Annotated in this window: 33 protein-coding genes; 20 read left to right on the top strand and 13 right to left on the bottom strand. The window is 64.8% G+C overall.

Translation table 11 applies throughout. The annotated features are described in order from the left end of the window. The first annotated feature begins 46 nt into the window (after positions 1–46). Positions 47–331: a hypothetical protein gene (locus tag ACLI1C_RS19385; protein ID WP_411399211.1), complete on the top strand. Its 285-nt coding sequence runs from the start codon at positions 47–49 to the stop codon at positions 329–331. A 39-nt stretch (positions 332–370) separates the two neighbouring features. Here ACLI1C_RS19385 and ACLI1C_RS19380 read toward each other — a convergent pair whose 3' ends face one another. The 5 genes from ACLI1C_RS19380 to deoD form a co-directional block, all read right to left on the bottom strand. Then, the gene (locus ACLI1C_RS19380; RefSeq protein WP_411399210.1) at positions 371–1,012 is read right to left on the bottom strand and encodes a lysostaphin resistance A-like protein; all 642 of its coding nucleotides are present in this window, start codon (positions 1,010–1,012) and stop codon (positions 371–373) included. A gap of 171 nt (positions 1,013–1,183) precedes the next feature. Further along, on the bottom strand, positions 1,184–1,474 hold the full coding sequence (locus tag ACLI1C_RS19375; protein WP_411399209.1) for a hypothetical protein: 291 nt from the start codon (positions 1,472–1,474) through the stop codon (positions 1,184–1,186). A gap of 75 nt (positions 1,475–1,549) precedes the next feature. After that, positions 1,550–2,362 carry an ATP-dependent Clp protease proteolytic subunit gene (locus tag ACLI1C_RS19370; RefSeq protein WP_411399208.1) on the bottom strand — a complete coding sequence of 271 codons (813 nt, stop codon included), beginning with the start codon at positions 2,360–2,362 and terminating at the stop codon, positions 1,550–1,552. Continuing rightward, the gene (locus tag ACLI1C_RS19365; protein ID WP_411399207.1) at positions 2,359–3,711 is read right to left on the bottom strand and encodes a hypothetical protein; all 1,353 of its coding nucleotides are present in this window, start codon (positions 3,709–3,711) and stop codon (positions 2,359–2,361) included. Before ACLI1C_RS19365 ends, ACLI1C_RS19370 begins: the two co-directional genes overlap by 4 nt. Before the next feature lie 132 nt (positions 3,712–3,843). Then, entirely contained in the window at positions 3,844–4,554 is a 711-nt protein-coding gene (gene deoD / locus ACLI1C_RS19360) for a purine-nucleoside phosphorylase (RefSeq protein ID WP_411399206.1), read from the bottom strand. 107 nt (positions 4,555–4,661) lie between these two features. Between deoD and ACLI1C_RS19355 the strand changes: the two genes are divergently transcribed. The 7 genes from ACLI1C_RS19355 (at position 4,662) to ACLI1C_RS19325 (ending at position 8,579) form a co-directional block, all read left to right on the top strand. Then, positions 4,662–5,003, top strand: a complete 342-nt coding sequence (locus ACLI1C_RS19355) for an ArsR/SmtB family transcription factor (RefSeq protein ID WP_411399205.1) — start codon at positions 4,662–4,664, stop codon at positions 5,001–5,003. After that, a complete protein-coding gene (locus ACLI1C_RS19350; protein WP_411399204.1) occupies positions 5,003–5,455 on the top strand; it encodes an SRPBCC family protein in 453 nt (150 codons plus the stop codon). Before ACLI1C_RS19355 ends, ACLI1C_RS19350 begins: the two co-directional genes overlap by 1 nt. Before the next feature lie 69 nt (positions 5,456–5,524). Beyond that, entirely contained in the window at positions 5,525–6,475 is a 951-nt protein-coding gene (argC, locus tag ACLI1C_RS19345; RefSeq protein ID WP_411399203.1) for an N-acetyl-gamma-glutamyl-phosphate reductase, read from the top strand. A gap of 247 nt (positions 6,476–6,722) precedes the next feature. Further along, positions 6,723–7,328, top strand: coding sequence for a 3-isopropylmalate dehydratase small subunit (gene leuD, locus ACLI1C_RS19340; RefSeq protein WP_411399202.1), 606 nt, complete (start codon positions 6,723–6,725; stop codon positions 7,326–7,328). A gap of 4 nt (positions 7,329–7,332) precedes the next feature. Continuing rightward, positions 7,333–7,761 (top strand): GNAT family N-acetyltransferase, encoded by a 429-nt coding sequence (locus tag ACLI1C_RS19335; protein ID WP_411399201.1) that lies wholly within the window; start codon positions 7,333–7,335, stop codon positions 7,759–7,761. Positions 7,762–7,764: 3 nt separating this feature from the next. Next, a complete protein-coding gene (locus tag ACLI1C_RS19330; protein ID WP_411399200.1) occupies positions 7,765–8,154 on the top strand; it encodes a RidA family protein in 390 nt (129 codons plus the stop codon). After that, entirely contained in the window at positions 8,151–8,579 is a 429-nt protein-coding gene (locus ACLI1C_RS19325; protein ID WP_411399199.1) for a GNAT family N-acetyltransferase, read from the top strand. Before ACLI1C_RS19330 ends, ACLI1C_RS19325 begins: the two co-directional genes overlap by 4 nt. 69 nt (positions 8,580–8,648) lie before the next feature. Here the strand turns inward: ACLI1C_RS19325 and ACLI1C_RS19320 are convergent, their stop codons facing one another. Together ACLI1C_RS19320 and ACLI1C_RS19315 are read right to left on the bottom strand one after the other, a co-directional pair. Further along, on the bottom strand, positions 8,649–9,905 hold the full coding sequence (locus ACLI1C_RS19320) for a GGDEF domain-containing protein (protein ID WP_411399198.1): 1,257 nt from the start codon (positions 9,903–9,905) through the stop codon (positions 8,649–8,651). An 82-nt stretch (positions 9,906–9,987) separates the two neighbouring features. Further along, positions 9,988–10,998: an LLM class flavin-dependent oxidoreductase gene (locus tag ACLI1C_RS19315; RefSeq protein ID WP_411399197.1), complete on the bottom strand. Its 1,011-nt coding sequence runs from the start codon at positions 10,996–10,998 to the stop codon at positions 9,988–9,990. Between the two features lie 166 nt (positions 10,999–11,164). On the opposite strand from ACLI1C_RS19315, the gene ACLI1C_RS19310 reads away from it, so the two are divergent. Further along, positions 11,165–11,719 (top strand): hypothetical protein, encoded by a 555-nt coding sequence (locus ACLI1C_RS19310; RefSeq protein WP_411399196.1) that lies wholly within the window; start codon positions 11,165–11,167, stop codon positions 11,717–11,719. 35 nt (positions 11,720–11,754) lie between these two features. Here ACLI1C_RS19310 and ACLI1C_RS19305 read toward each other — a convergent pair whose 3' ends face one another. Together ACLI1C_RS19305 and ACLI1C_RS19300 are read right to left on the bottom strand one after the other, a co-directional pair. Next, a complete protein-coding gene (locus ACLI1C_RS19305; protein WP_411399195.1) occupies positions 11,755–12,945 on the bottom strand; it encodes an NAD(P)/FAD-dependent oxidoreductase in 1,191 nt (396 codons plus the stop codon). Positions 12,946–12,995: 50 nt separating this feature from the next. After that, positions 12,996–14,048: an outer membrane protein gene (locus ACLI1C_RS19300; protein WP_411399194.1), complete on the bottom strand. Its 1,053-nt coding sequence runs from the start codon at positions 14,046–14,048 to the stop codon at positions 12,996–12,998. A 437-nt stretch (positions 14,049–14,485) separates the two neighbouring features. Between ACLI1C_RS19300 and ACLI1C_RS19295 the strand changes: the two genes are divergently transcribed. The 4 genes from ACLI1C_RS19295 to ACLI1C_RS19280 are packed head-to-tail and all read left to right on the top strand — an operon-like array spanning position 14,486 to position 17,778. After that, on the top strand, positions 14,486–15,529 hold the full coding sequence (locus ACLI1C_RS19295; RefSeq protein ID WP_411399193.1) for an aspartate-semialdehyde dehydrogenase: 1,044 nt from the start codon (positions 14,486–14,488) through the stop codon (positions 15,527–15,529). A 27-nt stretch (positions 15,530–15,556) separates the two neighbouring features. Continuing rightward, positions 15,557–16,003 carry an N-acetyltransferase family protein gene (locus ACLI1C_RS19290; protein ID WP_411399192.1) on the top strand — a complete coding sequence of 149 codons (447 nt, stop codon included), beginning with the start codon at positions 15,557–15,559 and terminating at the stop codon, positions 16,001–16,003. Positions 16,004–16,021: 18 nt separating this feature from the next. Beyond that, positions 16,022–16,897, top strand: coding sequence for an EamA family transporter (locus tag ACLI1C_RS19285; protein ID WP_411399191.1), 876 nt, complete (start codon positions 16,022–16,024; stop codon positions 16,895–16,897). Continuing rightward, positions 16,897–17,778 (top strand): EamA family transporter, encoded by an 882-nt coding sequence (locus ACLI1C_RS19280; RefSeq protein WP_411399190.1) that lies wholly within the window; start codon positions 16,897–16,899, stop codon positions 17,776–17,778. Before ACLI1C_RS19285 ends, ACLI1C_RS19280 begins: the two co-directional genes overlap by 1 nt. Before the next feature lie 37 nt (positions 17,779–17,815). Here ACLI1C_RS19280 and ACLI1C_RS19275 read toward each other — a convergent pair whose 3' ends face one another. The 3 genes from ACLI1C_RS19275 to ACLI1C_RS19265 all read right to left on the bottom strand — a co-directional run bounded on the left by ACLI1C_RS19275 (position 17,816) and on the right by ACLI1C_RS19265 (position 19,454). Then, positions 17,816–18,067: a hypothetical protein gene (locus tag ACLI1C_RS19275; protein ID WP_411399189.1), complete on the bottom strand. Its 252-nt coding sequence runs from the start codon at positions 18,065–18,067 to the stop codon at positions 17,816–17,818. A gap of 107 nt (positions 18,068–18,174) precedes the next feature. Next, on the bottom strand, positions 18,175–18,423 hold the full coding sequence (locus ACLI1C_RS19270; RefSeq protein WP_411399188.1) for a hypothetical protein: 249 nt from the start codon (positions 18,421–18,423) through the stop codon (positions 18,175–18,177). Positions 18,424–18,812: 389 nt separating this feature from the next. Next, positions 18,813–19,454 carry a carbonic anhydrase gene (locus ACLI1C_RS19265; RefSeq protein WP_411399394.1) on the bottom strand — a complete coding sequence of 214 codons (642 nt, stop codon included), beginning with the start codon at positions 19,452–19,454 and terminating at the stop codon, positions 18,813–18,815. Positions 19,455–19,527: 73 nt separating this feature from the next. Between ACLI1C_RS19265 and ACLI1C_RS19260 the strand changes: the two genes are divergently transcribed. Further along, positions 19,528–19,734: a DUF1737 domain-containing protein gene (locus ACLI1C_RS19260; protein WP_411399187.1), complete on the top strand. Its 207-nt coding sequence runs from the start codon at positions 19,528–19,530 to the stop codon at positions 19,732–19,734. Between the two features lie 87 nt (positions 19,735–19,821). Here the strand turns inward: ACLI1C_RS19260 and ACLI1C_RS19255 are convergent, their stop codons facing one another. Further along, entirely contained in the window at positions 19,822–20,409 is a 588-nt protein-coding gene (locus tag ACLI1C_RS19255; protein ID WP_411399186.1) for an NUDIX domain-containing protein, read from the bottom strand. Positions 20,410–20,578: 169 nt separating this feature from the next. On the opposite strand from ACLI1C_RS19255, the gene ACLI1C_RS19250 reads away from it, so the two are divergent. The 6 genes from ACLI1C_RS19250 to ACLI1C_RS19225 all read left to right on the top strand — a co-directional run bounded on the left by ACLI1C_RS19250 (position 20,579) and on the right by ACLI1C_RS19225 (position 24,499). Then, on the top strand, positions 20,579–20,965 hold the full coding sequence (locus ACLI1C_RS19250) for a hypothetical protein (protein WP_411399185.1): 387 nt from the start codon (positions 20,579–20,581) through the stop codon (positions 20,963–20,965). 226 nt (positions 20,966–21,191) lie between these two features. Next, on the top strand, positions 21,192–21,578 hold the full coding sequence (gene sdhC / locus ACLI1C_RS19245; RefSeq protein WP_411399184.1) for a succinate dehydrogenase, cytochrome b556 subunit: 387 nt from the start codon (positions 21,192–21,194) through the stop codon (positions 21,576–21,578). Further along, positions 21,575–21,970 (top strand): succinate dehydrogenase, hydrophobic membrane anchor protein, encoded by a 396-nt coding sequence (gene sdhD, locus ACLI1C_RS19240; RefSeq protein WP_411399183.1) that lies wholly within the window; start codon positions 21,575–21,577, stop codon positions 21,968–21,970. Before sdhC ends, sdhD begins: the two co-directional genes overlap by 4 nt. Before the next feature lie 5 nt (positions 21,971–21,975). After that, positions 21,976–23,787 carry a succinate dehydrogenase flavoprotein subunit gene (sdhA, locus tag ACLI1C_RS19235; RefSeq protein ID WP_411399182.1) on the top strand — a complete coding sequence of 604 codons (1,812 nt, stop codon included), beginning with the start codon at positions 21,976–21,978 and terminating at the stop codon, positions 23,785–23,787. After that, a complete protein-coding gene (locus ACLI1C_RS19230; RefSeq protein WP_411399181.1) occupies positions 23,787–24,218 on the top strand; it encodes a DUF3052 domain-containing protein in 432 nt (143 codons plus the stop codon). The genes sdhA and ACLI1C_RS19230 overlap by 1 nt, the downstream gene beginning before the upstream one ends. Further along, positions 24,215–24,499 carry a hypothetical protein gene (locus tag ACLI1C_RS19225; protein ID WP_411399180.1) on the top strand — a complete coding sequence of 95 codons (285 nt, stop codon included), beginning with the start codon at positions 24,215–24,217 and terminating at the stop codon, positions 24,497–24,499. Before ACLI1C_RS19230 ends, ACLI1C_RS19225 begins: the two co-directional genes overlap by 4 nt. The last annotated feature ends 48 nt before the right edge of the window (positions 24,500–24,547 follow it).

Below are 24,547 nucleotides of genomic sequence, written 5' to 3'. Positions count from 1 at the left end.
CAAGGGCCATGCCGCGGCATGGCCCCTGGTTTTCAGGAGAAGTTCAATGACCGTTATCGACAGCGGCCTGCGTTTTGACGCCCGTCCGCGCCTCACATCCCTGACTGCTTTCAAGTGGCGCCTGCTGCGCCTGCAGGTGCGGATGCGCCGGCAAAACCGGGCCGCCCAGACCCATATCATGCTGTCCCGGCTCGACAGCCGGCTGCTCTATGATATCGGCCTCGAGCCGCTGGACCTGCATGCCGTGCTCAAAAGGCGCCAGCCGCCGCCCATGCTGCTCGACGCCATGCGCAAGCAGTTCGACTATCGCAACAGGGATGGGCTGGATTGACCCTGGGGCCGGCGGCTGGCGCGAACTGCCGCCGCCGGCTCATACGAAGCCGTTGCCGTCGAACAGCACCCAGAAGGCCATAATATTGGTGAGGGCGTGGGCGATGGATGTCCAGAAGACCGAACCGGTGCGCCAGGCGATCCAGTTCCAGAACAGGCCCAGCGCGGCCGCGCCGCCGACCAACGCCATCCAGCCGCCCTCGAAGACGATATCGTGGCTCAGCGCCAGCGGCACATGCCAGAGGGTAAAGAGCAGCCAGCCGAGCCAGAAGCCCAGGCGCGGCCGATCGGCAAAGCGGGTCATGAAGCCGCCGCGCCAGGCGATCTCTTCGAGCGGACCATTGATAACGCCGATCAGCGCCGCGAGCATGGCGCCATGCGTGGTCAGCATGGAGGTATGGGGCGTCATCGCCACGAGGCTGATCACGCCCAGCTGCAATAGCAGGAGAGCTGGGATGAACCAGTCCCGCCAGGCCAGCCGCTCGGAAAAGAGGTGTGGACTGCGCCGTCCGCGCACATGCAGGGCGATAACCGGCAGGCAGAAGCCGAGCCAATAGGCGAGCAGCGACAGCAGATAGCCGGTGGGGCCGCCAAAGGTCCGGGTCAAGGCGGGGACCAGATAGGCCAGCGCCCCGATCAGCAGCAGGGCATGCAGGACAAGGGCGATCTGGGGCCGGCTCATGAGGTCTCGGGAATCGTCAGGGTCGGCCTATTGACCCCGAAGCAGCAATTTTCGCAATGCCGGATTGGCGCAGACCAGCCTCCGCCGCGGATGGCGGGGTGACGTCACGCAAAGGAAAGCGAAATAGCCCCCGGATCAGGTCCGGGGGTTAGCGGTGGGCTCGCGTGCCGGTCAGCTCGCCGCGCGACGCTCGACGATGGCGCAATCGTCGGCTGCCATGTCGACCTGCAGAGCCAGCTGCTGGCGGTCGAGTTCGGCAAGCCAGGCGGTCCAGGAACAGGGGCTGAGGCCCTCATCCTGGCTGGCGAGGCCCGGCCGGTTGCGGCGCTGGAAGCTCAGCTTGAGCTGGGCGCGCTCTTCGCCGAAGCGGTTGCGCACCCGGGCAATTGCCGGAATGCCATGCCGATCGGTCACCCAGTTCTGGATATCGCGGTGTCGTGTAAGGGTATGAATCTGAGTCATTATTGGCCTCCCCGCCAATATGCTTGCTAACCTGATGGAACGGTCCGGTCCTCCGCCGGTTCCGCTGTCAGGCGATCAATTGTCTGCCAGTTGCGTGACAAGCTTGAGACGCGTCATCTCCTCTGCCGTGAAGTAATAGAGCCGGTCGGGCGGTGTCTCGAGGGCATGCAGCCACAGGGCCGGATCGACGCCGGTTTTCGTGAGGTGGCTGATGATCTCGGCGGTGGTGGTCTGGGCATCGCTCATGGCGGCGCCGGCAACGCGCAGGGCGCTCTGCGGATCGCCCGAAAGCGCGGCGGCATAGATCTGGTGCACGCCGATGGCCGCCTCGGGGCTGGCAATGCGGGTGGCGCCCGAGGCAAAGATGATGGGGCAGGACGAGGCGCACAGCGAGCCGGCAGCGACCTTGGTGCCAAGGCCCTTTTCATGGATCAGACTGCCGATAGCCAGCGCATCCACGACCGACCCTCCAGGGGAATCGAGAACCACAGTCTGTACGTATTCTCCCCGGGCTGCAATCTCGTCAGCGAAGCGGGTGGCAGAACCGAGCTCGATCGAGCCCGTCAGGGTGAGTTGTCCACCGGTGCCCAGGGCGATTTCCAGCGGCTGTTCAAGCACTTGAGGGCTGGTTGTTATATTGGGGCGGGCGCCTTCGGAAGGACCCTCCGGATCATAGGGCGGCAGGATGGGCTGCATGGGCATGGCCAGGGCCGAGCCCTCGCTTTCGGTCAGCTCGCGGAAGTCGACATAGAGCACCGAGGCAGTGCCGATCAGCAGGGCGAAAAAGGCGACGCGCAGGATATTGCCGTCATCGACCGCGGCCGCCCGGTGGAGCAGGCGGCGGTAGAATGTGGTGTTCTCGGCGCGAGCGTTGGCGGCGGTCTTCATGCCGGGCGGGGACCGTCGGTACGCTTGCGCTGTGCCGCATCGATGGGGGTCACGGTGGCGTCGTCAGGCGCCGCGGCGGTGACGGTGGCGGTGTCGATGGGTTCGGGCTCGGCCGGCGCGGCGGGCGCCTGGCGCGGCTGGCCGGTGGACACATCGATGCCGGCCGCCTCCATCTGGCGGAACAGGGCCATGGCGCGCAGCATTTCGGCGGCGGTGATGTTCTCGGCCTCGGCGAGGGACTCGGAATCCTTGCGCATGGCGTCGTTGACGATCATCAGCACCAGCACCAGCACGACGGGCAGCAGGTCGATGGAAATGGCGCCGGCCCAGCTGGGGATGAAATCCTGCCAGTAGCGGATCACCGCCTCGGCGCTGGAGAGCGGCACGAAGCGGCGCTGCTCGACCGGCGGATTGGCGAGAATCTCGTCGGCCGCCTGGGTCAGCGCCGCGGACTGGGCGGCCACCGAGGCGCGCACGGTTTCCATCACCTGGTCCTGCCGATTGGCAAGATCGGCGGTGCCGCCATCGGCGACGGGGGCGATGAAGCCGGCCGAGAGGTCAGCCGAGGCGCGCTTGACCGAAGAGGCGACGTCGGTCTGCTGCAGCGCGGCGATGACGGCGGAGAGCTGGACGGCCTCGGCCTGGAAACTGTCGGAGCGCGGCTCGATGGCGCCGGGTGTGGAGACCAGTTCGCGCATGGTGGCGAGGCGCGCCGAGCCCTGTTCGAACAGCAAAGCCACCTCGTCGCGCGAGCCGGTAATGGTGGCGGCCAGCTGGTCCATCTGGGTGCCCATCTGGGTGAGCAGCTGCACAACGCTGCCCGAGCCGGTGGTGCCGGTCAGGGCGCCGCTTTCGCGCTCGTCGGCGGCAAGGCCGGCAAAGCGCTCGGCCGCGCGCTGCACGTCGGGCAGGAGGCTCTGGCTGGCCAGCGCATTGGCATGGGCATTGTCGAGATCCTCGGCATAGCCCTGCAGCGTCACGGCCATATGCTGCTCGAGCGAGGCCGAGCCGGCGAGGGCGGCGGCGTTGAGCCAGCTCGACATGGCGATGATCATGGCGCAGCCAATGGCCATGGTGAGGAACAAAGCCAGCCGCTGCACGCCGGAAGTGACCAGCGGCACGAAGCGGAGCATGAAGCTCCAGAAGGCATAGATGGCCACCGATACGGCAGCCGAATAGATGATGGCGGCAAAGAAGACGAAGGTGGCCGAGCCATCAAGCAGGCCGCGCACACCGAGATAGGTATAGACGCCCGAGGCCAAAGCCAGCACGGCCAGGGCAAAGCGGGTCATCGTCTCGACGCCCTTGACGGTTTCGTTGAGGCGATAGGCGTTCGGCTTGAGCTGCATGTGCGACGGGCCCCGATGTTAAGGGGAGGTTAACACAGCGATATCGGCAGAACGGTGGCGGATTAGGTGAGGGTTTATGACGAGCGCGTGAGGGGGGCGCCAGCTGGCCTCCCCTCATGCGCAGGGTTGCGTCTAGGCCTCGATCGCCACTTCGAGAGCCACTTCCACCATTTCGCGCAAGGAGGTCTGGCGCTCGTTGGCGTCGATCTCTTCCTTGGTGATCAGGCAATCGGTCATGGTGCAGATGGTGAGGGCCCGAACGCCGAAGCGGGCGGCAAGGGTATAGAGCGCGGCGGCTTCCATCTCGACGCCGATGACGCCGTGTTCGGGCAGCTTGTCGTAACCGGCCATGCCGTCGGCATGGTAGAAGATGTCCGAGCTCAGCATATTGCCGGCATGGTAGCGCATGCCCCTGGCCTCGGCCTTTTCAGCGGCGGCGCGCAGCAGGCCGAAATCGGCGATGGGCGCGAAATTATAGGCGCCGAAGCGGTCGCGCACGATGGCGCTGTCGGTCGAAGCGGCCTGGGCGAGGATCAGGTCGCGGACCTTGACCTTGGCATTGAGGCCGCCGCAGGTGCCGACGCGGATCAGCGTCTTGAGGCCATAGACGTTGATCAGCTCATGCACATAGATCGAGAGCGAGGGCTGGCCCATGCCGGTGGCCTGCACGGAGACGCGCTTGCCCTTGTAGGTGCCGGTATAGCCCAGGCAATTGCGCACCGAATTGACCAGCTTGGCGTCGTCGAGAAAGGTCTCGGCAATCCACTTGGCGCGCAGGGGATCGCCCGGCAGCAGCACGGCTTCGGCATAGTCACCCGCCTTGGCATGGTTGTGTGGGGTCATCTTCGTCTCCCTGATTTTTGTCCAGTTGGTCAAAGCAATGCCATTGGCGCACCGGCTTGACAACCGTGGGTGGGATCGACAATATTAACCCATAAGGATGAATATTGATGCAAGCTCCGGATGCCCTGCTCGATCACACGCTCATTGCCCTGGCCGACCCGACGCGGCGGGCCATCCTCAAGCGCCTGTCGCAGGGCGAGGCGCGCGTGACCGAACTGGCGGCGCCCTTCGCCATTTCGCTGAATTCGGTGAGCAAGCATATCCGGCTGCTGGAGCGGGCCGAACTGGTGAGCCGCCGCAAGGCAGGCCGCGAGCACATTCTGAGCTTCCGGCCCGAATCCCTGCGCAGCGCCCGCGAATGGATCGAGCAACAGGAACGCTTCTGGAAGGGCGGGCTCGAGGCCATGGATGCCGTGCTCGCCGCCCACGACAACAAGGAGCAAAGCTGATGGCCGACACGATCGAAGCCAAGGTCACCCACCGGTTCAAGGCCAGCCCGGAGCGTGTCTATGACGCCTTTCTCGATCCGGCCATGGTGCGGCTCTGGCAGCAGGCCTGGGGCGAGCAGTCGGGCAGCGGCGGGGAAATGACGGCGTGCGAAATCGACCCGGTGGTGGGCGGCAAGTTCCTGTTCGCCGATATGCGGGCCGACGGCGAGGCCCGTCACTGGGGCACCTTCACGGCGCTTGAGCGCCCAACCAAGATCGCCTTCACCTGGTATACCGATCCCAGCGAGGAGGAGCAGACCTCGCTGGTCACCATGATCATCGAGCCCGAGCCGCACGGGCCGGGCGCCATTGTGACGCTCTATCACGAGATGGATGCGCAATGGCTCGATTGGGTTTCCCGGACCGAAAAGGGCTGGATCACCATGCTGCAGGCGATCGACACCGTGCTCTAGCCGCGGCGTGACGTCTTGACCTCGACACATGCGAGGTCCATTTACGCTGCCGCATCGGGAGAAACGCCAATGGTCGCGAAGATTTTCATCGACGGGGAAGCCGGAACCACGGGTCTGCAGATCCGCGAGCGCCTGGCCGGCCGGCGCGACCTCGAAGTGCTGTCCATTGCTGCTGAGAAGCGCAAGGATCAGGACGAGCGCAAGCGGCTGCTCAATGCCGCCGACGTGGCCATCCTCTGCCTGCCCGACGAGGCGGCCAAGGAGAGCGTCTCGCTGATCGAGAATGACACGACGCGGGTGATCGATGCCTCGACCGCCTTCCGCGTCGATCCCGGCTGGGCCTATGGCTTTGCCGAGATGGACAAGGGACAGAGCCAGGCCATTGCCAGTGCGCGCTTCGTCAGCAATCCTGGCTGCTGGCCGCAGGGGCTGATCGCCCATGTAAGGCCGCTGATCGCGGCGGGCCTGCTGCCGGCCGACCATGCCATCAGCTATAACGGCATTTCCGGTTATTCGGGCGGCGGCAAGCAGATGATCGCCGAATATGAGGCAGCGGGCGCTTCGGCCAGCCACTTCATGCCCTATGGGCTGACCTTCAACCACAAGCATGTGCCGGAAATGACGCTCTATACAGGGCTCGACAGCGCACCGCTCTTCGTGCCGACGGTGGGTGACTTTGCCCAGGGCATGACCACCTTCGTGCCGCTGCAGCTGGGCCAGCTGGCCCGCGTGCCGAGCGGGCGGGAGCTGCATGCCGCCATTGCCGACCATTTCGCGGCGATCGAGGACAGTTTCGTCGTGGTGGCGCCCTATGAGGAAGCGGCCCGGACGCCGGCGCTGGATCCGCAGGCGCATAACGACACCAATACGATGACGCTGCATGTCTTTGCCAATGACGCGCGGGCGCAGGCCGTGCTGGTGGCGGTCTATGACAATCTGGGCAAGGGCGCGTCGGGCGCCGCGGTGCAGAATCTGAACCTGATGCTGGGCGTGAGCGCCCGGGAGAGCCTGGCGGCTTAACGGATATATCAGTCGGCGCTCCCTCCCCCTTGTGGTGAGGGTGGCCTCGAAGGGGTCGGGTGGGGGTGTTTCGGCAAACTCCACTCCCCTGACTCACCCCCACCCTTGATCCCTCCCCACAAGGGGGAGGGAGACGACTGCGCCTCCGGCGTACTCAGCAGTACCTCGCCGAACGCTTCTGCCCATTCCCGACTTGACCCAAACCCTGCTTTCGCGCGATGACCCTTCGCCAAAGCGAGGTTTGTTCATGGACAAGTTCACTAGCCTGACCGGGGTCGCGGCGCCGCTGCCGATCATCAATATCGACACCGACATGATCATCCCCAAGCAGTATCTCAAGACGATCAAGCGGACGGGCCTGGGCTCGGCGCTGTTCAGCGAGATGCGCTATAACGAGGATGGCACCGAGAATCCCGATTTCGTGCTCAACAAGCCAAGCTATCGCCAGGCGAGCATCATCGTGGCTGGCGACAATTTCGGCTGTGGCTCGAGCCGCGAACATGCGCCCTGGGCGCTGCTCGATTTCGGCATCCGCTGCGTGATCTCGACCAGCTTTGCCGACATCTTCTACAATAACTGCTTCAAGAACGGCATCCTGCCGCTGGTGGTCACCCCCGACCAGCTCAAGCTGCTGCTCGACGATGCCGAGCGCGGCTCCAATGCGACGCTGACCGTGGATCTGGAAACCCAGACCATCAAGGGTCCCGATGGCGGCACCATCCACTTCGATATCGACCCGAGCCGCAAGCAGATCCTGCTCGAAGGGCTGGACGATATTGCCGGCACGCTGAAGTCCGATCCGTCGATCACCAGCTTCGAAAGCAAGATGGCGGCCGACCGCCCCTGGCTCTGAAGCCATGAGCGAGATCGTCTACGAGGCCGAATTGCGGCCGGAAAGCCGCCAGGCGGTGGTGGATGGTCTCGTTGCCTTCAATCGCAGCCAGACGCCGGATTTTACCGGGCAGTTCGGCACGATAGGTCTCATGCTGCGCCATCCCGAAACAGGTGCCACCGATGGCGGGCTGACCGCCCGCATCGGCTTTGGCTGGATGTTCGTCGAACTGCTGTTCGTGCCCGAGCGTCTGCGTGGGCAGGGTGTGGGACGGCAGCTGATGGAGCAGGCCGAGGTGGTGGCGCGCCAGCATGACTGCACCGGCATCTGGCTCGACACTTTCAGCTTCCAGGCGCCGGGCTTTTACGCAAAGCTCGGCTATGCCGTGTTCGGCGAAATCGCCAACTATCCGCCCGGCCACAGCCGGTATTTCCTCCACAAACACTTGAGTTGATCCATGGTCCAGCGCGTTTCCACCGGCTCGCCCTTCGAAGCGACCTTCGGCTATTCCCGTGCCGTCCGGCACGAGGATACGGTCTATGTCTCCGGCACGACCGGCTATGACTATGCGACGATGACCATGCCCGACGATGTCGGCCAGCAGGCGGCCAATGCGCTGGCCACCATCGACAAGGCGCTCAAGGAAGCCGGCTCGTCGATCCAGGATACCGTGCGCGTGGTCTATTATGTGGGCGACCGCAATGACGTGAATGCCGTCGTGGCCGCTGTCGGTCCGGTATTCAAGGATATCCGCCCTGCCGCCAGCATGCTGATCGTACAGATGATCGAGCCTGGCATGAAGATCGAGATCGAAGTCACTGCGCGCATCGGGGCGCATGCGTCGTGAGCGCCGCGGCCCGTATCGAGTTCGTCGATGCGCCCGACGAAGAGCAGATCGGGGCGGTCCTGAACATTATCGGCGAGGCGGCGGAACGCCAGCGCCCCGGCGCCAACTACCGCAGCTATGGCTTCCTGCTGAAGGACGAGACGGGAAAGATCATCGGTGGGCTGACCGGCTATGCCCTCTATGAGTGGATGTTCGTCCAGTACCTGTCGGTTGCCGAGGAAGCGCGCGGACAAGGCCTGGGCGAGGCGCTGATCGGGCGCGCCGAAGCCTGGGGCCGCGAACGGGGCCTGGGCGGCATGTGGCTCGAAACCTTCGATTTCCAGGCGCCCGATTTCTATCGCAAGGTCGGCTTCGTCGAATTCGGGGCCATCGAAGATCATCCTGCTGGCTCGCGCCGCATATTCTTCCAGAAGCGCTTCAGCTGAAGCCAGTGGGATGCGCCGACGGCAAGCCGCGCAGGTCGTCCCCGGCCGCCAGCATGCTGATTGTGCAGGTCACGGCCCGGACCGGCGCGGAGATGTCCTGATTTCGGGACTGTCGCTGGCGCGATCGGCGCTGGCATTGCTCCGCCGCGACGCAGCGAGCTGGGGCGTGCCGTCGACTTCGGCGACGCAGACCCGGTCGCGACCGTTCTTCTTGGCTTCGTATAGTGCCGCATCGGCCCGGCGCAACAGGTCGGAGAGACTGTCGCCATGCAGCAGCTGGGCCACGCCGAAGCTGGCGCTGAGCCGGTGATCGGGCGGCAGCTGGTCCATGACCAGGCCGGAAAAGCCGCTGCGCACGCCCTCTGCATACAGCCGTCCGGTGGCGGGGTTGGCCCCGGGGATGAAGACCGCAAATTCCTCGCCGCCCAGCCGCCCCAGCACCGCGCGCTGGTCGGCGGCCCCGGCCAGCATGTCGGCAAAGGCGGTGATGACGCGGTCGCCGGCCTCGTGGCCGTGATTGTCATTGATCGCCTTGAAGTGGTCGAGGTCGGCCACCACCATGGCGCCCGGCATGCTGGCGCGCCGGGCAATGGCCATGAGACGATTGGCGCGGTCCTCGAAACCCCGGCGGTTGAGCAGGCCGGACAGCTTGTCGGTCTCCGAGCGCGCCGACATTTCGGCCATGGCGTCGCGCACGATGATCAGCAGCATGAGCAGGCCGTTGGCGATCAGCAGCACGGCGCCGACGCTCTGGGAAATGGCGGCATAGGTGGAGCCGATATAGGCTTGGGGCGTGGCGCCCGAGCCCAGCCATGCCGCCAGCAGCGGCTTGGACAGAAATTGCAGGGCGCTGACGGCGATCAGTACGAGGAGCGCCAGATCGAGCGCGCTGCGCCCGCGGTAGCGCAGGATGGTGACGACGCCCACGACCTGCACGGCGAAATAGGGCAATTGGTAGAGCACGGCCCGCAGCAGGGAATCGCGCGGCATGTCGATGATCAGGACATTGAGCAGCATCGACCCCGTCACGATGATGCTGAGCGTCCGCCAGGGCGGCGTCAGCCGGTAGTGGCGGTTAAGGCCGATGACGACGAGGCTGAGGGCGAAGAGGAAGGACGCGAAAATGGCGACCTGCACCGGACGGGGATCGATCTGGTGCGGCAGGATGAATTCGAGCACGGGATTGATCACGCCCAGGCCATAGGCCAGAGCCAGCCAGCGCGCGCCGACGGCCGAGCGGGCATATGCCGCGACGATGCCGAAGGCGGCCGCAAAGATCAGGGCGACGAACAGATTAATGGCCAGAACGAAGGCGGCAGCGCTCATGGCCTGATCCGAAAGCTCAATTTCGGGCATGATAATAGCCGAGCCGAAACGAGACGTTAACAGGGCATGAAATTGGTGCCCGTCAGTGCCGCGGATCCAGCCCGAAGGCCTCGGCGATGAGCGCATAGCTGCGGCGGCGCAAGGCATAGCTGTGGATGGTGGTGGTGATCATCACCTCGTCGGCGGCGCAGCTTTCGGCCTTTTCGGCAATGGTGTCGCGCACCGTCTGGGGCGAGCCGACGATCCAGAGGGTCGACTGATGGTCGATGACGGCCTGCTGCTGGGGCGTCAGCACGCGGGCATGGGCTTCTTCGGGCGACATCAGCTTGCGCTGCTCGCCCGTGGTGAACAGGGTCCAGCTGACCGCCTGCGAGCGCGACAGATATTGCGCCTCCTCGTCGGTGGGGGCGCAGATCACCGAGACGCAGAGCATGGCGCGCGGCCTGGGGAAGGCCTCGGTGGCCTGGAAGGCATAGCGATAGGCCTCGAAGGCGGGGGCAGGGGGCGTGTGGCTGAAATGGGCGGCAAAGGCATAGCCTATGCCCAGCTGGCCGGCCGCCGAGGCGCTGGCCCCGGAGGAGCCGAGCAGCCACATGGGCGGCAGGCGGATGCCGCCGGGCGAGACCGGCACGCGCGAAAACGGATGCTCGGGCGGAAAGCTCTCTTCGTCAAAGGCCATGAGCTCGGCCAGGTAGGCGGAGAATTCCTCGCCGCCGCCGCTGCGCAGGGCGCGCATGGCATAGCCGTCGCCACCGGGCGCGCGGCCCAGGCCCAGATCGATACGGCCGGGATGCAGCGCCTCGAGCGTGCGATAGGCCTCGGCAATGCGGAGCGGGGCGTGGTTGAGCAGCATGACGCCGCCCGAGCCGATGCGGATGTCCCTGGTATGGGCGGCGGCGCTGCCGATGAGGATTTCGGGCACGGACGAAGCAATGGAGGGCATTCCGTGATGTTCGGCATACCAGAGCCGCGTATAGCCCAGTCGGTCGGCCTCCTGCGCCAGGAGGATGGTTTCGGCCATGGCCTGTTGTGTGGTGGTGCCCTCGGCAATGGGGGCGAGATCCTGCAGCGACAGGGCGAAGGGAGCGGCCATGGGAAATTCCTTTGCATGCAATTTACCCGCCTTCTATCGGCAAAATGCGATGAAAGCGAGATGCAGATGCAGCGCGGTAAGGTCTCGTTCATGACAATTTGAGTCAAATCTTGCCGATCCGGCGCCGGACACGCTCAATCATGGATTGACGGCACGGAGCTTTGCCATGCGCAGCCTGATCGCTTCCCTCAGCCTCCTCCTCGCATTGCTGGCGGCCCTGCCGGCGCAGGCGCAGATGACCTTCCTGCCCGAAATCCGCGCCGGCATTTCGGCGCGCGGCGTCGACACGGGCAATCTGCTCGATGCCAACCGGATCGGCGACGCCAATGTGGAACTGCTGTTCACCGCGCCCGATCTCAATGCCTGGACGGTGATCGGCGAGCTGCGGCCGCATCTGGGTGCCACGATGAGCTTTCGTGGCCAGGACAGCTATGGCTATGCGGGGCTGAGCTGGACGGTGCAGGCGCCGATCCTGCCGGTCTTTGTCGAGGCCAGTGCGGGTGGCGTGCTGCGCAGCTCGATGTTCAATGCGCCGCAGAACGATCCGGCGCGCAACCTTGGCTGTGGCGTCGGCCTGCGGGTGGCCGGCAGCGTGGGCGTCAACCTGCCGCTGGGGGCTTCGGTGATTGCCACGGCGGAGCATCTGCCGGATTTCGGCGCCTGTGGAACGCCGCAGCGGGCCAATACGAATGTGGGCATGCGGCTGGGATTTCGGTTTTAGCCTCACCTCTCCCCCAAAGGGAGAGGTGAAGAACCTTAGGCCACTTGCCCCGCGGCCCAGCCGGAGGCCCAGGCCCACTGGAAGTTGTAGCCGCCGAGCCAGCCGGTGACATCGACCACCTCGCCGACAAAATAGAGGCCGGGCACGTTGCGGGCGGCCATGGTCTTGGCGTCGAGATCGCGGGTATCGACGCCGCCCAGGGTGACCTCGGCGGTGCGGTAGCCTTCCGAGCCAACGGGCTTGAGCGTCCAGGCCTTGAGCACCGCTTCGACCAGTGCGAGCTTCTTGTCGGAGAAATCGCCGATCATGCCGGGCAGGTCGAGTTCGTCGCCCAGCAATTGCGCCAGCTTCTTGGGCAGCATGCCGCCGAGCACGGTCTGGACCTGCACCTTGGGCGTCGCCTTGCGGGCGGCGCGCAGCTTTTCGCCGGCATCCTGATGCGGCAGGAGGTCGACGGCGATGGCATCGCCTTCGCGCCAATAGGACGAGATCTGCAGGATGGCCGGGCCGGAGAGGCCGCGATGGGTGAAGAGCAGCGCCTCCTCGAACGCGGTCTTGCCGTGGCTGACAATGGCGTCGGTGGCGATGCCGGAGAGCTCCTTGAGCTTTTCCAGGGCACCGGTCTCAAAGGTCAGCGGCACCAAAGCCGGGCGGGTCTCGGTCAGCCGCAGTCCGAACTGGGTGGCCAGCTGATAGCCGAGGCCCGTCGCGCCCATCTTGGGAATGGACTTGCCGCCCGTGGCCACCACGAGAGCCTCGCAGGTGATGGACGAGGTGCTCAGCTGCAGCGAGAATCCGTCGGTGCTGCGATCCACCGCCTCGACGCTGGTTTCGAGCACCAGGGTCACCCCGGCCTGGCGCATTTCGCCCAGCAGCATGGTGTTGATCTGGGTGGCCGGCCCGTCGCAGAACAGCTGGCCGAGGGTCTTTTCATGGAAGGTGATGCCGTGGTCGCGCACCATGGCGATGAACATGTCGGGCGTGTAGCGGCTGAGCGCGGAAAGGGCGAAGCGCGGATTGTCGCTGAGGAAGCGGTCGCGCCCCTTGTCGATGGTGGCGTGGATATTGGTGAAGTTGCAGCGCCCGCCACCGGAAATGCGGATCTTCTCGCCGGCATATCTGGCGTGGTCGACCACCAGGACGGAGCGGCCGCGCTTGCCGGCCTCGATGGCGGCCATCATGCCGGCGGCGCCGGCGCCAAGGATCACGACATCATAATGGGGCATGGCAACTCACCGCGTCACTCCCGCGACGGCGGGATGGGAAGGGTTGCGTCTTAGTCGAAGTGCCAGACTGTGCCAATGGTGACCTTGGAGGTCGTGGGCCCGCTGACCCCGGTCAGGCCGGGCGCATTGTCCATGCGGCCCAGCAGAAGCGCTTCGCCGCGCAGGCTGGCCTGGCCCCAAAGGGCATATTCGACGCCGCCGCCAAAGGCATAGGCGCTCCGGCCCTCGACGAGGCCCACGCCGCCCGCGGCATAGGCAAGGAGGCCCTCGACCGGCACGACGCCGACGCGGGCCAGCGCCAGTGCATCGAGCCCGGCATCGCCAGAGGTGTCGTAATTGACGCCGAGCTGGACTTCGACGCCGGCGCGGATCAGGTCGGTCAGCGCATGGTTATAGCCGGCCAGGCCGCCCATTTCGAAGCGGCTCAGATGCCAGCCCCAGCCATAGTCGTTGAAGAAGTTGAACTGCGGATCGGTCAGCCCGCCAATATTGATGCCGGCATAGAGGCCGGTGAAGTCGGTCACCGGGCCGGTATTGAATGTCGTAGCGGCGGGCGGGCCGTCGAGCTGCCAGAGGACGCCCGACGTGATGCGCATGGCCGAGACGGCGGGGATATTGTTGCCATTGGGCACGGGGCCGAGCTGGCCGATGCCGGCCGCTTCGAGGCGCAGGGCCATGTTCTGGGTGACCATGACTTCGGCGCCGATGCCGGCTTCGAAGGCCCAGCTGTCGCCCAGCCGGCCGGCACCACCCAGGATATAGACCAGCGAATTGTCGCCGGCGGCAAAGCCCAGCCGGGCCAAAGCCATGGCGCGCAGATAGGCGGAGCTGGAAAAATCGGTGGCCACGGTGGCCTGCAGCTCGGCACCCAGGATGATGCCGGGGGCGACGGGCTGGTTCCAGCCGACGACGCCGCCGATTTCGGGGCGGATCTCCCAACCGGTGGTGTTGAAATTGTTCTTGCGGGCCGAGATGGGGCCGAGCAGCGCGCCGGCATAGAGGCCGTCAAAGGCGCTGGGGGCCGTGAGTTCGCTGGTCAGGTCCGGGCTGAAATAGAGCGTCGTGTCCTGCGCCAGCGCCGCGCCGGACAGTCCAAAAGCCAAAGCCAATCCTGCCAGAAGTCCCGCGCGCATCGATCATTTCCCTGCCTTGCGCCATTGCCGGCGAAAGGCCCTAATACCGCAACAATAATATGCGTTAGGCTAGCCTTAACACGGCTCTTGTGGCAATTGCGCACCAGTCGGCGCATGCCACGTCGCGCGGCCTGCGGCAAGTTCATTGACTATTTCCTATTTGGGCGTATGACTTCGCCTGCTTTCAACCAAAGCAGTCAATCGATGCGCAGCTTGTTCGACATTGCGGAATTCGCAACCACCCGGCTTCTGGCCGGTGGCGTCGCTGCCCTCATGACCAAAACCACCAAAACCGCCTGACGCTTTTCCCCGGGTCGTCTCCCGACGGGGAGAGGCTCAAAGCACTGGCCGCGATGGCAAGTTCATCGCGCGGGGGCGGAAATGGTAAGGGACTGGAGTTCCAAAAAATGGGTTATCGCGTCGCTGTCGTCGGTGCCACGGGCAATGTGGGCCGTGAAGTTCTCAATATCCTGGCTGAACGCAAGTTCCCGGCCGACGAGGTGATCGCACTCGCCTCCTCGCGCTCGATCGGCCGCGAAATCTCCTATGGCGACAAGATCCTCAAGGCCAAGAACCTTGACGATTTCGACTTCAAGGGCGTCGATTTCGCCATCATGTCGGCCGGCTCGACCATTTCCAAGGACTGGGCGCCGCGCATCGCTGCCAGCGGCTGCATCGTCATCGATAATTCGAGCTTCTGGCGCTACGATTCCAACGTGCCGCTGGTGGTGCCGGAAGTGAATGGCCATGTGCTCGATGCCTGGCTGGCCAATCCGACCCGGCTCAACATCATCGCCAATCCCAATTGCTCGACCGCCCAGCTGGTGGTGGCGCTCAAGCCCCTGCACGACTTTGCCAAGATCAAGCGCATCGTGGTTTCGACCTATCAGTCGGTATCGGGCGCGGGCAAGGAAGGCGTCGACGAGCTGTGGAACCAGACCAAGGGCATTTTCGTCAATGACAGCCCGGGCCAGGGCAACAAGTTCCCCAAGCAGATCGCCTTCAACGTCATTCCCCATATCGACGTCTTCATGGAAGACGGCTCGACCAAGGAAGAGTGGAAGGTGATGGCCGAGACCAAAAAGATCCTCGATCCCAAGATCAAGGTGACCTGCACCGCCGTGCGCGTGCCGGTCTTTGTCGGCCATTCCGAGGCGGTCAATATCGAGTTCGAAAACCCGATCTCGCCCGACGAGGCCCGCGACATCCTGCGCGAGGCGCCCGGCATTTCGGTGATCGACAAGCGCGAGGCCGGTGGCTATGCGACGCCGGTCGAGTGCGTGGGCGAATATGACACCTTTGTCAGCCGCATCCGCGAGGACGCGACGATCGAGAACGGGCTCAATATCTGGGTCGTCTCGGACAATCTGCGCAAGGGCGCCGCACTCAACACGATCCAGATCGCCGAAGAGCTGATTGCGCGGGGCCTCGTGGCCCGCAAGGCGGCCTGAACCAAACAGCGGCCGGGGGGAATATTGATGGACACCATCACCCTCCGGCCCGCCTCGATTGACGATATCGTCGATGTAGCCGGGATTTTTGCCCGTTCACGCGCCGCGGCGCTGCCCTTTCTGCCAGTGCTGCATAGCGGGGCAGAGGACATCGAATTCTTCGGGGGCTATCTCGACGGGGGCCTGATCACGCTGGCAGAGCGGGTCGGGGTGAAGCTGGGTTTCCTGGTCGAAACGCCGGGCTGGATCGAGCATCTCTATCTCGAGCCGGCACAGCGCGGACAGGGCGTCGGCAAACTGCTGGTCGATGCAGCCAAACACCGCCAGGACCACCTTCAACTGTGGTGTTTCGCGGACAATCTCGCCGGCCGGGCCTTTTATGTCCGACAAGGCTTTACCGAAATCCGGCGGACCGACGGCGACAACGAAGCCGGCTTGCCCGACATTCTCTTCGGCTGGCAACGCCCAGCCTGACCCAGGCGGAACATCCAAGTGCCCCTTCGCGACATTCTCCTTGCCCTTGGCGTCGTCTTCGTCTGGGGGCTCAATTTCGTCGCGATCAAGTGGGGGGTGGATGAGATTTCGCCCTTCCTGCTGACAGGCCTGCGCTATCTGGGCTGTGCCCTGCCGGCGGTGTTCTTCGTGCGCAAGCCGCAGGTGAGCTGGGCCATGCTGGTGGCCTATGGCATGACGGTGGGCGTGCTGCAGTTCAGCTTCCTGTTCACTGCCATCGGGCTGGGCATGCCGGCAGGGCTGGCGAGCCTGGTCATGCAGATGCAGGTCTTCTTCACCTTGGGGCTGGCCATCCTGTTTCTCGGCGAACGGCCGACCCTACCGCAGCTGGCCGGCGCGGGGATCGCGCTGGCGGGCCTTGGCACCATCGCGTCCGAACATATCGGCGGCGCGGTGCTGCTGCCCCTGCTGATGACGCTGGTGGCCGCCGGGTTCTGGGCCATCTCCAATATCGTCACCAAGCGGGCCGGCAAGGTCGACATGTTTGCCTTCGTCATCTGGGGGAGCCTCGTGCCGCCCCTGCCCATGCTGGCAGTATCGCTGCTGCTCGAGGGGCCGCAGGCGCTGGGGGCGCTGACCAGCGCCAGTCCGCAGGCCTGGTTCTCAGTGCTGTTCATCGCCTATGGCTCGACGCTGCTGGGCTATGGCGGCTGGGCGGTGCTGCTGGGGCGGCATCCGGCGGGGCTGGTAGCGCCCTTTACGCTGCTGGTGCCGGTGGTGGGCTTTGCCGCGGCCTTCGTGCTGCTGGGTGAAATGGTTACGCCGCTGGAGGTGGCGGGGAGCCTGCTGATCCTGGCCGGCCTCGTGCTCAATGTGTTCGGACCGCGCCTCGTGGCGCGGCTGCGGGCTGCCTGATGCCGATCCGTCACGTGCTGCTGGCGCTGCTCGTCGTCGCCATCTGGGGCTTCAACTTCGTGGTCATCAAGCTCAGCGTCGCGGCCATGCCGCCGCTGCTGGCGGCCGCCCTGCGCTTCTTCTTCGCGGCCTTTCCGCTGGTATTCTTCGTCAAGCCGCCAAAGGTTCACTGGGTCTGGGTGGCCGGGTTCGGGCTGGCGCTGGGCTTCGGGCTCTATGCGTTTCTCAACCTCTCGCTGGCCTGGGGCATGCCGGCGGGCCTGGCCTCGCTGGTTCTGCAGGTGCAGGCCTTTTTCACCATGGCGCTGGCCTTCGTCATCCTGGGCGAGCGGCCGAGCCGGTTCCAGGTCATCGGCGCCATCATCGCCTTTGCCGGCATTGCGGTGATCGCCACCGGGCGGCTGGGCGGGGCAAGTCTGGTGCCGCTGGTGATGACGCTGCTGGCTGCGCTGTGCTGGGGCCTTGCCAATGTGCTGACCAAGCGGGCGGGCAAGGTCAATGCCCTGTCCTTCACCGTCTGGGGCCTGCTGGCCGCACCTTTGCCCTTGCTGGCGCTGTCGCTGCTGGTCGAAGGGCCGCCCGCGGTGACGGCGGCGCTGCTGGGTTTTGACTGGTCCGACGCCGCGCTGATCGCGTTCCTGGCCTATCCGGCCACGCTGCTGAGCGGGGTGATCTGGAGCTGGTTGCTGGGCCGGCATCCCGCCACAGTGGTGGCGCCGTTCACCCTGCTGGTGCCGATTACCGGGCTATTGTCCGGCTATCTGGTGCTGGGCGAAACCATTACGGGCATCGAGATTGCCGGCGGGGTGCTGGTCATTGCCGGGCTCCTGGTCACGCTGTGGCGGTCGCGGTCCATCGAGCCTGCCATCCGCCTCGACTGAGCGAAGCGGGCCGCCCGACAGGCGGCCCGGCACAGGGCTATTGCGGGGTCGCGGGCAGGGCGGCCGGCTGCAGCGTATTAAGCTCGTCGGGGGCGAGGCCTCCGCTGGTATCGCCATCGGCAGCGTCGAATTCGGCCTGCGTCAGGTCGGGCCAAGCCAGCTGCAATTCGGCAAAGCTCAGCTCGCCATTGGCGTCGGTATCGACATCGGCAAAACTGGTTGGGGTCTGGGCGAAGGCCGCCGTGGCGGAAAAGCCGAGGACGGCAAGGCTCAGGACAATCTTGTGCATGCTAAAAACTCCATAAGGGGCCGCGGCGGCGCGGCCGAAAGAAAAAGCCACCCCAGGAGGCATGGGGTGGCTTCTGTCAGCGCCCGTGGGTGGGGCGCGAACCGGCTTTAGCTGGCCGGGGCAGCCGATGCGGCGACGAGCGCGTCGTATTCTTCAGCCGACAGATCGCCATTGGCGTCGGTGTCCGCAGCCGTGAAGGCTTCCTCGGTCAGGTCCGGCCAGGCGACCTGGGCTTCGGCAAGGGAAACACCGCCGCTCATATCGGCATCGACGGACGCGAAGTCCGTGGCAGCCTGAGCGAATGCAGCGGTCGAAAGGCCGAGCACGACGAGGGACGAAACAATGATCTTCTTCATGGGAGTTGAGCTCCAATGTTGGGGAGATAAAAGCGGTGACCGGTTAGCCGATCCCCGACGGGATGCTCTCCTGCAGCCCGTGAGACAGACAATGATCTGGCAATGTGTTCCGTCCGGGCCGGAAAATCGGCCGGGAGCGGGAAATTATCGGGCCATTTTCAGGCAGTATTGCCTTAATCATCCCAAAGTGTATGCAACAAGATAAACATGCATTTTGCACGTAAAGATTGTAGTCTTGCGCAGTATTACGAAGTTTTATTGTCTCGACAGCAACCCGATCATGCAGTCGATCGGTGGTCGGCTTTCAGATGTTCAGCATCACGGATACGTGAAGCGGCCGCGCGAACACTTCACGCGGCCGTGTGCTGACAGTCTCTGTCAGGGAAAGCTCAGAAGTCGGGGCGGACGAAGTCGCCGCTGTCGCCATCCATGACCCACAATTCGCCGGTCGAAATATCGAACCAGGCGCCGTGCACCGCCAGCCGGCCCGCCGCTTCGAGGTCGGCGACATAGGGGAAGGTGCGCAGATTGTTGATGGAGTTGCGAATCGAGATGCGCTCGAGCGCGGTCTGCTGCTCGGCCGCGGTCATCATGGACTTGGTGCCAAGCTGCCCGGGCAGGTCGCCCAGCATGCTCATCCACTTGCCGATGAAGTCGCCTTCATCGAGCGGGCTGTGATCGGGGTTGAGGGCCGCCTTGATGCCGCCGCAGCGGCCATGGCCCATCACCACGATATTGGAGATTTCGAGCGCCTTGACGGCAAACTCGATGCCCGCCGAAGTGCCGTGCTGGCCGCCATCGGGCTGGTAGACGGGCACGAGGTTGGCCACGTTGCGCAGGACGAAGAGTTCGCCCGGCTCGGAGTCGAAGATCATTTCCGGTGCCGCGCGGCTGTCGCAGCAGGCGATGATCATGGTGGACGGCGTCTGACCGCTGGCGGCAAGCTCGCGGTAGCGGTCCTTTTCGCGGACATAGCGGCCGGCCATGAAATTGGCGTGGCCCTTCAGCAGGTGATCAGGAAAGCGATGCATGACCTTTCGATTATCGGTAAGAACGGCCGAGATCAACTGCGGCGATGTGTTTGGCCGCGCAACGGGGACATGCATGCTCATCTACCGTTTCCTGACCGGCGCGGACGACGCCGCTTTCTGCCACAAGGTCACCAAGGCGCTGAGCGAGGGCTGGCAGCTGCATGGCTCGCCCAGCTACGCCTATGATGCCTCCACCCAGACGATGAAGGTCGGCCAGGCGATGACGCGGGTTGCCAGGGACCAGCCCTATGATCCGGACAAGAAGCTGGTGGACTTCTGACCGGCCGGAGGCAAGTCACGCCATTGGCGTGATTTTAGGTGAGGAGGCCATGAGGGCCATGCCCGAATGGCGAGGGGCGGAGACCCGCTAAATCCCTTCGCCCAGGACCAGCCGCAATTGCAGCGCCTGCAGCATGAGGATGGTCTTGGCATCGGCGATTTCGCCGGTAGCGATCATCTCCAGCGCGGCATCGAGGTCCAGTTCGAACACCTCGATATCTTCGCCTTCATGGGCCAGGCCCCCGCCTGCGGCCAGCTGCTCGCCGGGCGTATAGCGGGCGAGGAAGCAGGCGCATTTCTCGGTGAGCGAGCCGGGGCTCATATAGGCGTCGAAGAGAAATTGCAGGGCCTGCGGCTCATAGCCGGTTTCCTCGATCGCCTCGCGCCGCGCCGCCAGGGCCGGGGCCTCGCCGTCGAGCAGGCCGGCGGGCGCCTCGATCAGCCAGGCCGGGTCGCCATTGAGATGGGGCGGCAGGCGGAACTGGCGCGTCAGGATCACGCTGCGCGTCGCGGGCGCAAACATCAGCACGGCCGCCGCGCTGCCATGGTCATAGACTTCGCGCATGACGGTCTGGCGCGTGCCGTCGCGGCAGGCATGGGTCACCTCATAGCGGTCCAGCCGCCCCCAGTCCTTGGCGAGCGGGGTGATGCTGTCGATGGTGATGGTGTCGTGCATGAAGGTCCTCGCGTGCTGCCGCCTCTATGCCGCAAACGCTCCGATGCGGCCAGACGCTTTGCTGAATGGCAGATAAACGGCCGGTTCACGGCGGCGTGAGGTGGGCTTGGCTAGAAGGGCGCCATCAGCGGCGCGCCACATGGCCACCGCACCCCATCAGGAGAGAACCATGACCAAGACCATCATCATCGCCGCCGCCCTCGCTACCCTTGCCGGCCTCTCGGGCAGCCTGCCGGCCCAGGCAGCCACCCGGTCGGTCGGCATCACCATCGACCGCTTCGCCGATCGCTGCATCGCGCAGGGCGGCACGTTGTCCGATGCCAATCCGAGCTTTTCGTGTGAAACCCCCAATACGGTGATCGAGTGCAGCTTCCTTGATCTCAACAATGCGGAGTGTCAGTGGCCGGGCATCGAAAACCAGATCGCCGTCAACCGCGTGATCGGCATGCCCGACGCGCAGTCGCTCAATGAAGGCACGGGCGGCGTCGCCCCCGGCCAGGGCGGCGGCGGCAAGGGCGGCGGGTTCAAGAACGACCTGCCGATCAAGTGGAAGTAGGACCCGGCTGGGTCTGTGCAACAGCTGCCCCGGTCAACGCCGGGGCAGTCTGCTTTTGGCCGACAGTCCCGCGATGCGCTGCCCGCACAGGCTGTTCGACATACGAACAAAGTGCGCAATGCGCCAAAAGTCGGATGGCGATGCTTTGATTTCGTAAGCTTTGGGCGCTAGAAGTCTCGAACCATTCCAAACTGCAAGCGGCCCGGCCGCAAGCCAGCGAGGCCTCATGACGGTTCGATCCCGCCCGCTCTCTCCGCATCTCCAGATCTATCGCTGGACCATTACCATGGCGATGTCGATCTTCCATCGCGCCACCGGCATTGCCAATTATGCCGGCACGGTCCTGCTGGTGATCTGGCTCGGCGCCGCCGCCTGGGGGCAGGCGCCGCTCAATATGGTCAACGAGATCTATGGCAGCTGGTTCGGCCAGCTGGTGCTGTTCGGGTTCAGCTGGAGCCTGATCCACCACATGCTGGGCGGCATCCGCCATTTCATCTGGGATTTCATCATCGGCATGGAGCCGGGGCAGCGCGAAATGCTGGCCTGGGCCAATCTTGTCGGTTCCATCGTCCTGACCGTGCTGGTCTGGACCGTCTTTGTCTGGATGGCATGATGCGCGAACAGGTCATTACCCGCGACACGGTCGCCAATCCCAAGTCGGTCTATGGCGACAAGAAAGCCTCGACCCGCCATTTCATCACCCAGCGGCTGACAGGCGCGATCAATATCGCCTTCCTGCTGCTGCTGCTCTTCGTCGTGGTGCGCCTCGCCGGCCAGGACCGTGTCGACATGGTGGCGGTGATCGGCAATGGCTGGATCGGCCTGCCGCTGGCTGCGCTGCTGGTGATTGTCACCCTGCATATGCGCAACGGCATGCGCGACACGCTGGAAGACTATTTCCACGGGCGCACCTACCGCTTCTACATGATGCTCAACACCCTGTTCTGCATCGCGATCGCGGTGGCCGGTGTGGCTGCCATTCTCAAGCTCGTCTTCTGGGGTTAGGCCTGATGGCTCAATACGAACTCATCGACCACGAATTCGATGTGGTGGTGGTTGGCGCCGGTGGCGCGGGCCTGCGTGCCACTCTGGGCATGGCCGAGCAGGGTCTTCGGACCGCCTGCATCACCAAGGTCTTCCCCACCCGCAGCCATACCGTGGCGGCACAGGGCGGCATTGCGGCGTCGCTGCAGAATATGGGCCCCGACAGCTGGCAGTGGCACATGTACGACACCGTCAAGGGGTCGGACTGGCTCGGCGACAATGACGCCATGGAATATCTGGCGCGCGAGGCGCCGGCGGCGATCTATGAGCTCGAGCATTACGGCGTGCCGTTTTCGCGCACCACCGAAGGGAAGATCTACCAGCGCCCATTCGGCGGGCACATGACCGAATTCGGCGAAGGCCCGCCGGTGCAGCGCACCTGCGCCGCCGCCGACCGCACGGGCCATGCGATCCTGCACACGCTCTATGGCCAGAGCCTGCGCAACAATGCCGAATTCTATATCGAGTATTTCGCGCTCGACCTGATCATGGGCGAGAATGGCGAATGCCAGGGCGTCATCGCCTGGAAGCTCGACGATGGCACGCTGCACCGTTTCCGCGCCAAGCTGGTCGTGCTGGCCACGGGCGGCTATGGCCGCTCCTTCTTCTCGGCCACCTCGGCCCATACCTGCACCGGCGACGGCAATGGCATGGTGGCGCGCGCCGGCCTGCCGCTGCAGGACATGGAATTCGTGCAGTTCCACCCCACCGGCATCTATGGCGCGGGCGTGCTGATCACCGAAGGCGCGCGCGGCGAGGGCGGGTATCTCACCAATTCCGAGGGCGAGCGCTTCATGGAGCGCTATGCCCCCAATGCCAAGGACCTGGCATCGCGAGACGTGGTTTCCCGTTGCATGACGCTGGAAATCCGCGAGGGCCGCGGCGTCGGTCCCAAGAAGGACCATATCTATCTGCACCTGGATCACCTGGACCCCAAGGTGCTGCATGAACGCCTGCCGGGCATTACCGAGAGCGCCAAGATTTTTGCCGGCGTCGACCTGACGCGCGAGCCGATCCCGGTGCTGCCGACGGTGCACTATAATATGGGCGGCATTCCCGCGAACTATCATGGCGAAGTGCTCAACCCGACGCCGGATAATCCCGACGCCGTGGTCCCCGGCCTGATGGCGGTGGGCGAAGCCGCCTGCGCCTCGGTGCATGGCGCCAATCGGCTCGGTTCCAATTCGCTGACCGACCTCGTGGTGTTCGGCCGGGCCGCCGCCATCCGCGCCGGCAAGGTGCTCGATCGTGCCGCGCCGATCCCGGCCATCAACAAGGCGCAGGACGACAAGATCCTCGCCCGCTTCGACCGGCTGCGCAATGCGTCGGGCAGCCAGCCGACCGCCAAGCTGCGCGACGAGATGCAGCGCACCATGCAGTCCGACGCTGCCGTGTTCCGAACCGCCGAGTCGCTGCAGAGCGGCGTCAGGGGTATGAGCGAAATCTATTCGCGCCTGCCCGATGTCCGCATCACCGACCGCAGCCTGATCTGGAATTCGGACCTCGTGGAAACCCTCGAGCTGGAAAACCTCATGGCCAATGCCATGGTGACGGTGGTTTCGGCCGAAGCGCGGCATGAAAGCCGCGGCGCCCATGCGCGCGAGGATTTCCCCTCCCGCGACGACGAGAACTGGCGCAAGCACACGCTGAGCTGGATCGATACCGATACCGGTGCGGTCAAGCTGGGCTACCGCCCGGTGCATGTCGATCCGCTGACGCCCGAGAGCGAAGGCGGCATCGACCTCAAGAAGATCGCCCCCAAGGCGCGCGTCTACTGATGAGCGATCCGGCCGGATATTCGGGGACGCCCCTGGCGCAGAAGCTGGGGCTCAGGGATGGACAGCGGGCGCTGTTCATCGACCTGCCCGCATCGCTGGCCGAACTCGCCACGGCGCGCAACTTCATCGAGTCGCGCCGGGTCAGCGCCGACCAGCTCGGCGATGCGCAGGCCGGTTATGATGTCATCCACCTCTTCACGACTGTGCGGGCGGTGCTCGAGGCGACGGCGCAAAGGCTGATGGACCTGATGGCCCGCGATGGGATGATCTGGGTCAGCTGGCCCAAAAAGGCCGCCAAGGTGGCGACTGACATCAGTGAGGACGTGATCCGCGCCGTGGTGCTGCCGCTGGGGCTGGTCGATGTGAAGGTCTGTGCGGTGGACACCACCTGGTCGGGCCTGAAACTGGTGATCCGGAAGGAGCTGAGATGAGATCTGTCGCCGTGCTGGCCGCGCTTGGCCTCATGACCGTTCCGACCCTTGCCGCGCCGACCGCGGCGCAGAAGGACGAATTCTATGCCGTCTGCATGGGCATCGCCCAGGACCAGACGCTGTGCTCGTGCAAGGCCGATGCGGCGATGACGCTGATCGACGAGCGCTTCATGGGCGTGGTGATCGCCTCGATGAAGGGCCGCGCGACGGCTCCGGAAGACGCCGTGCCCTACAATACCTACGTCGCCAAATCGAACCAGATCTGCAAGCCGAACTATTAGGTTTTCGCGCCGGGTTGAGCGGCGCGCGTTGAAAAGGAAGACCGACCC

The sequence above is a fragment of the Devosia sp. XGJD_8 genome (assembly GCF_046614475.1).
In the GTDB taxonomy this organism is placed as follows: domain Bacteria; phylum Pseudomonadota; class Alphaproteobacteria; order Rhizobiales; family Devosiaceae; genus Devosia.
The sequence above is the reverse complement of the archived record's forward strand: the minus strand, read 5'-3'. Positions and strand labels throughout refer to the sequence as shown.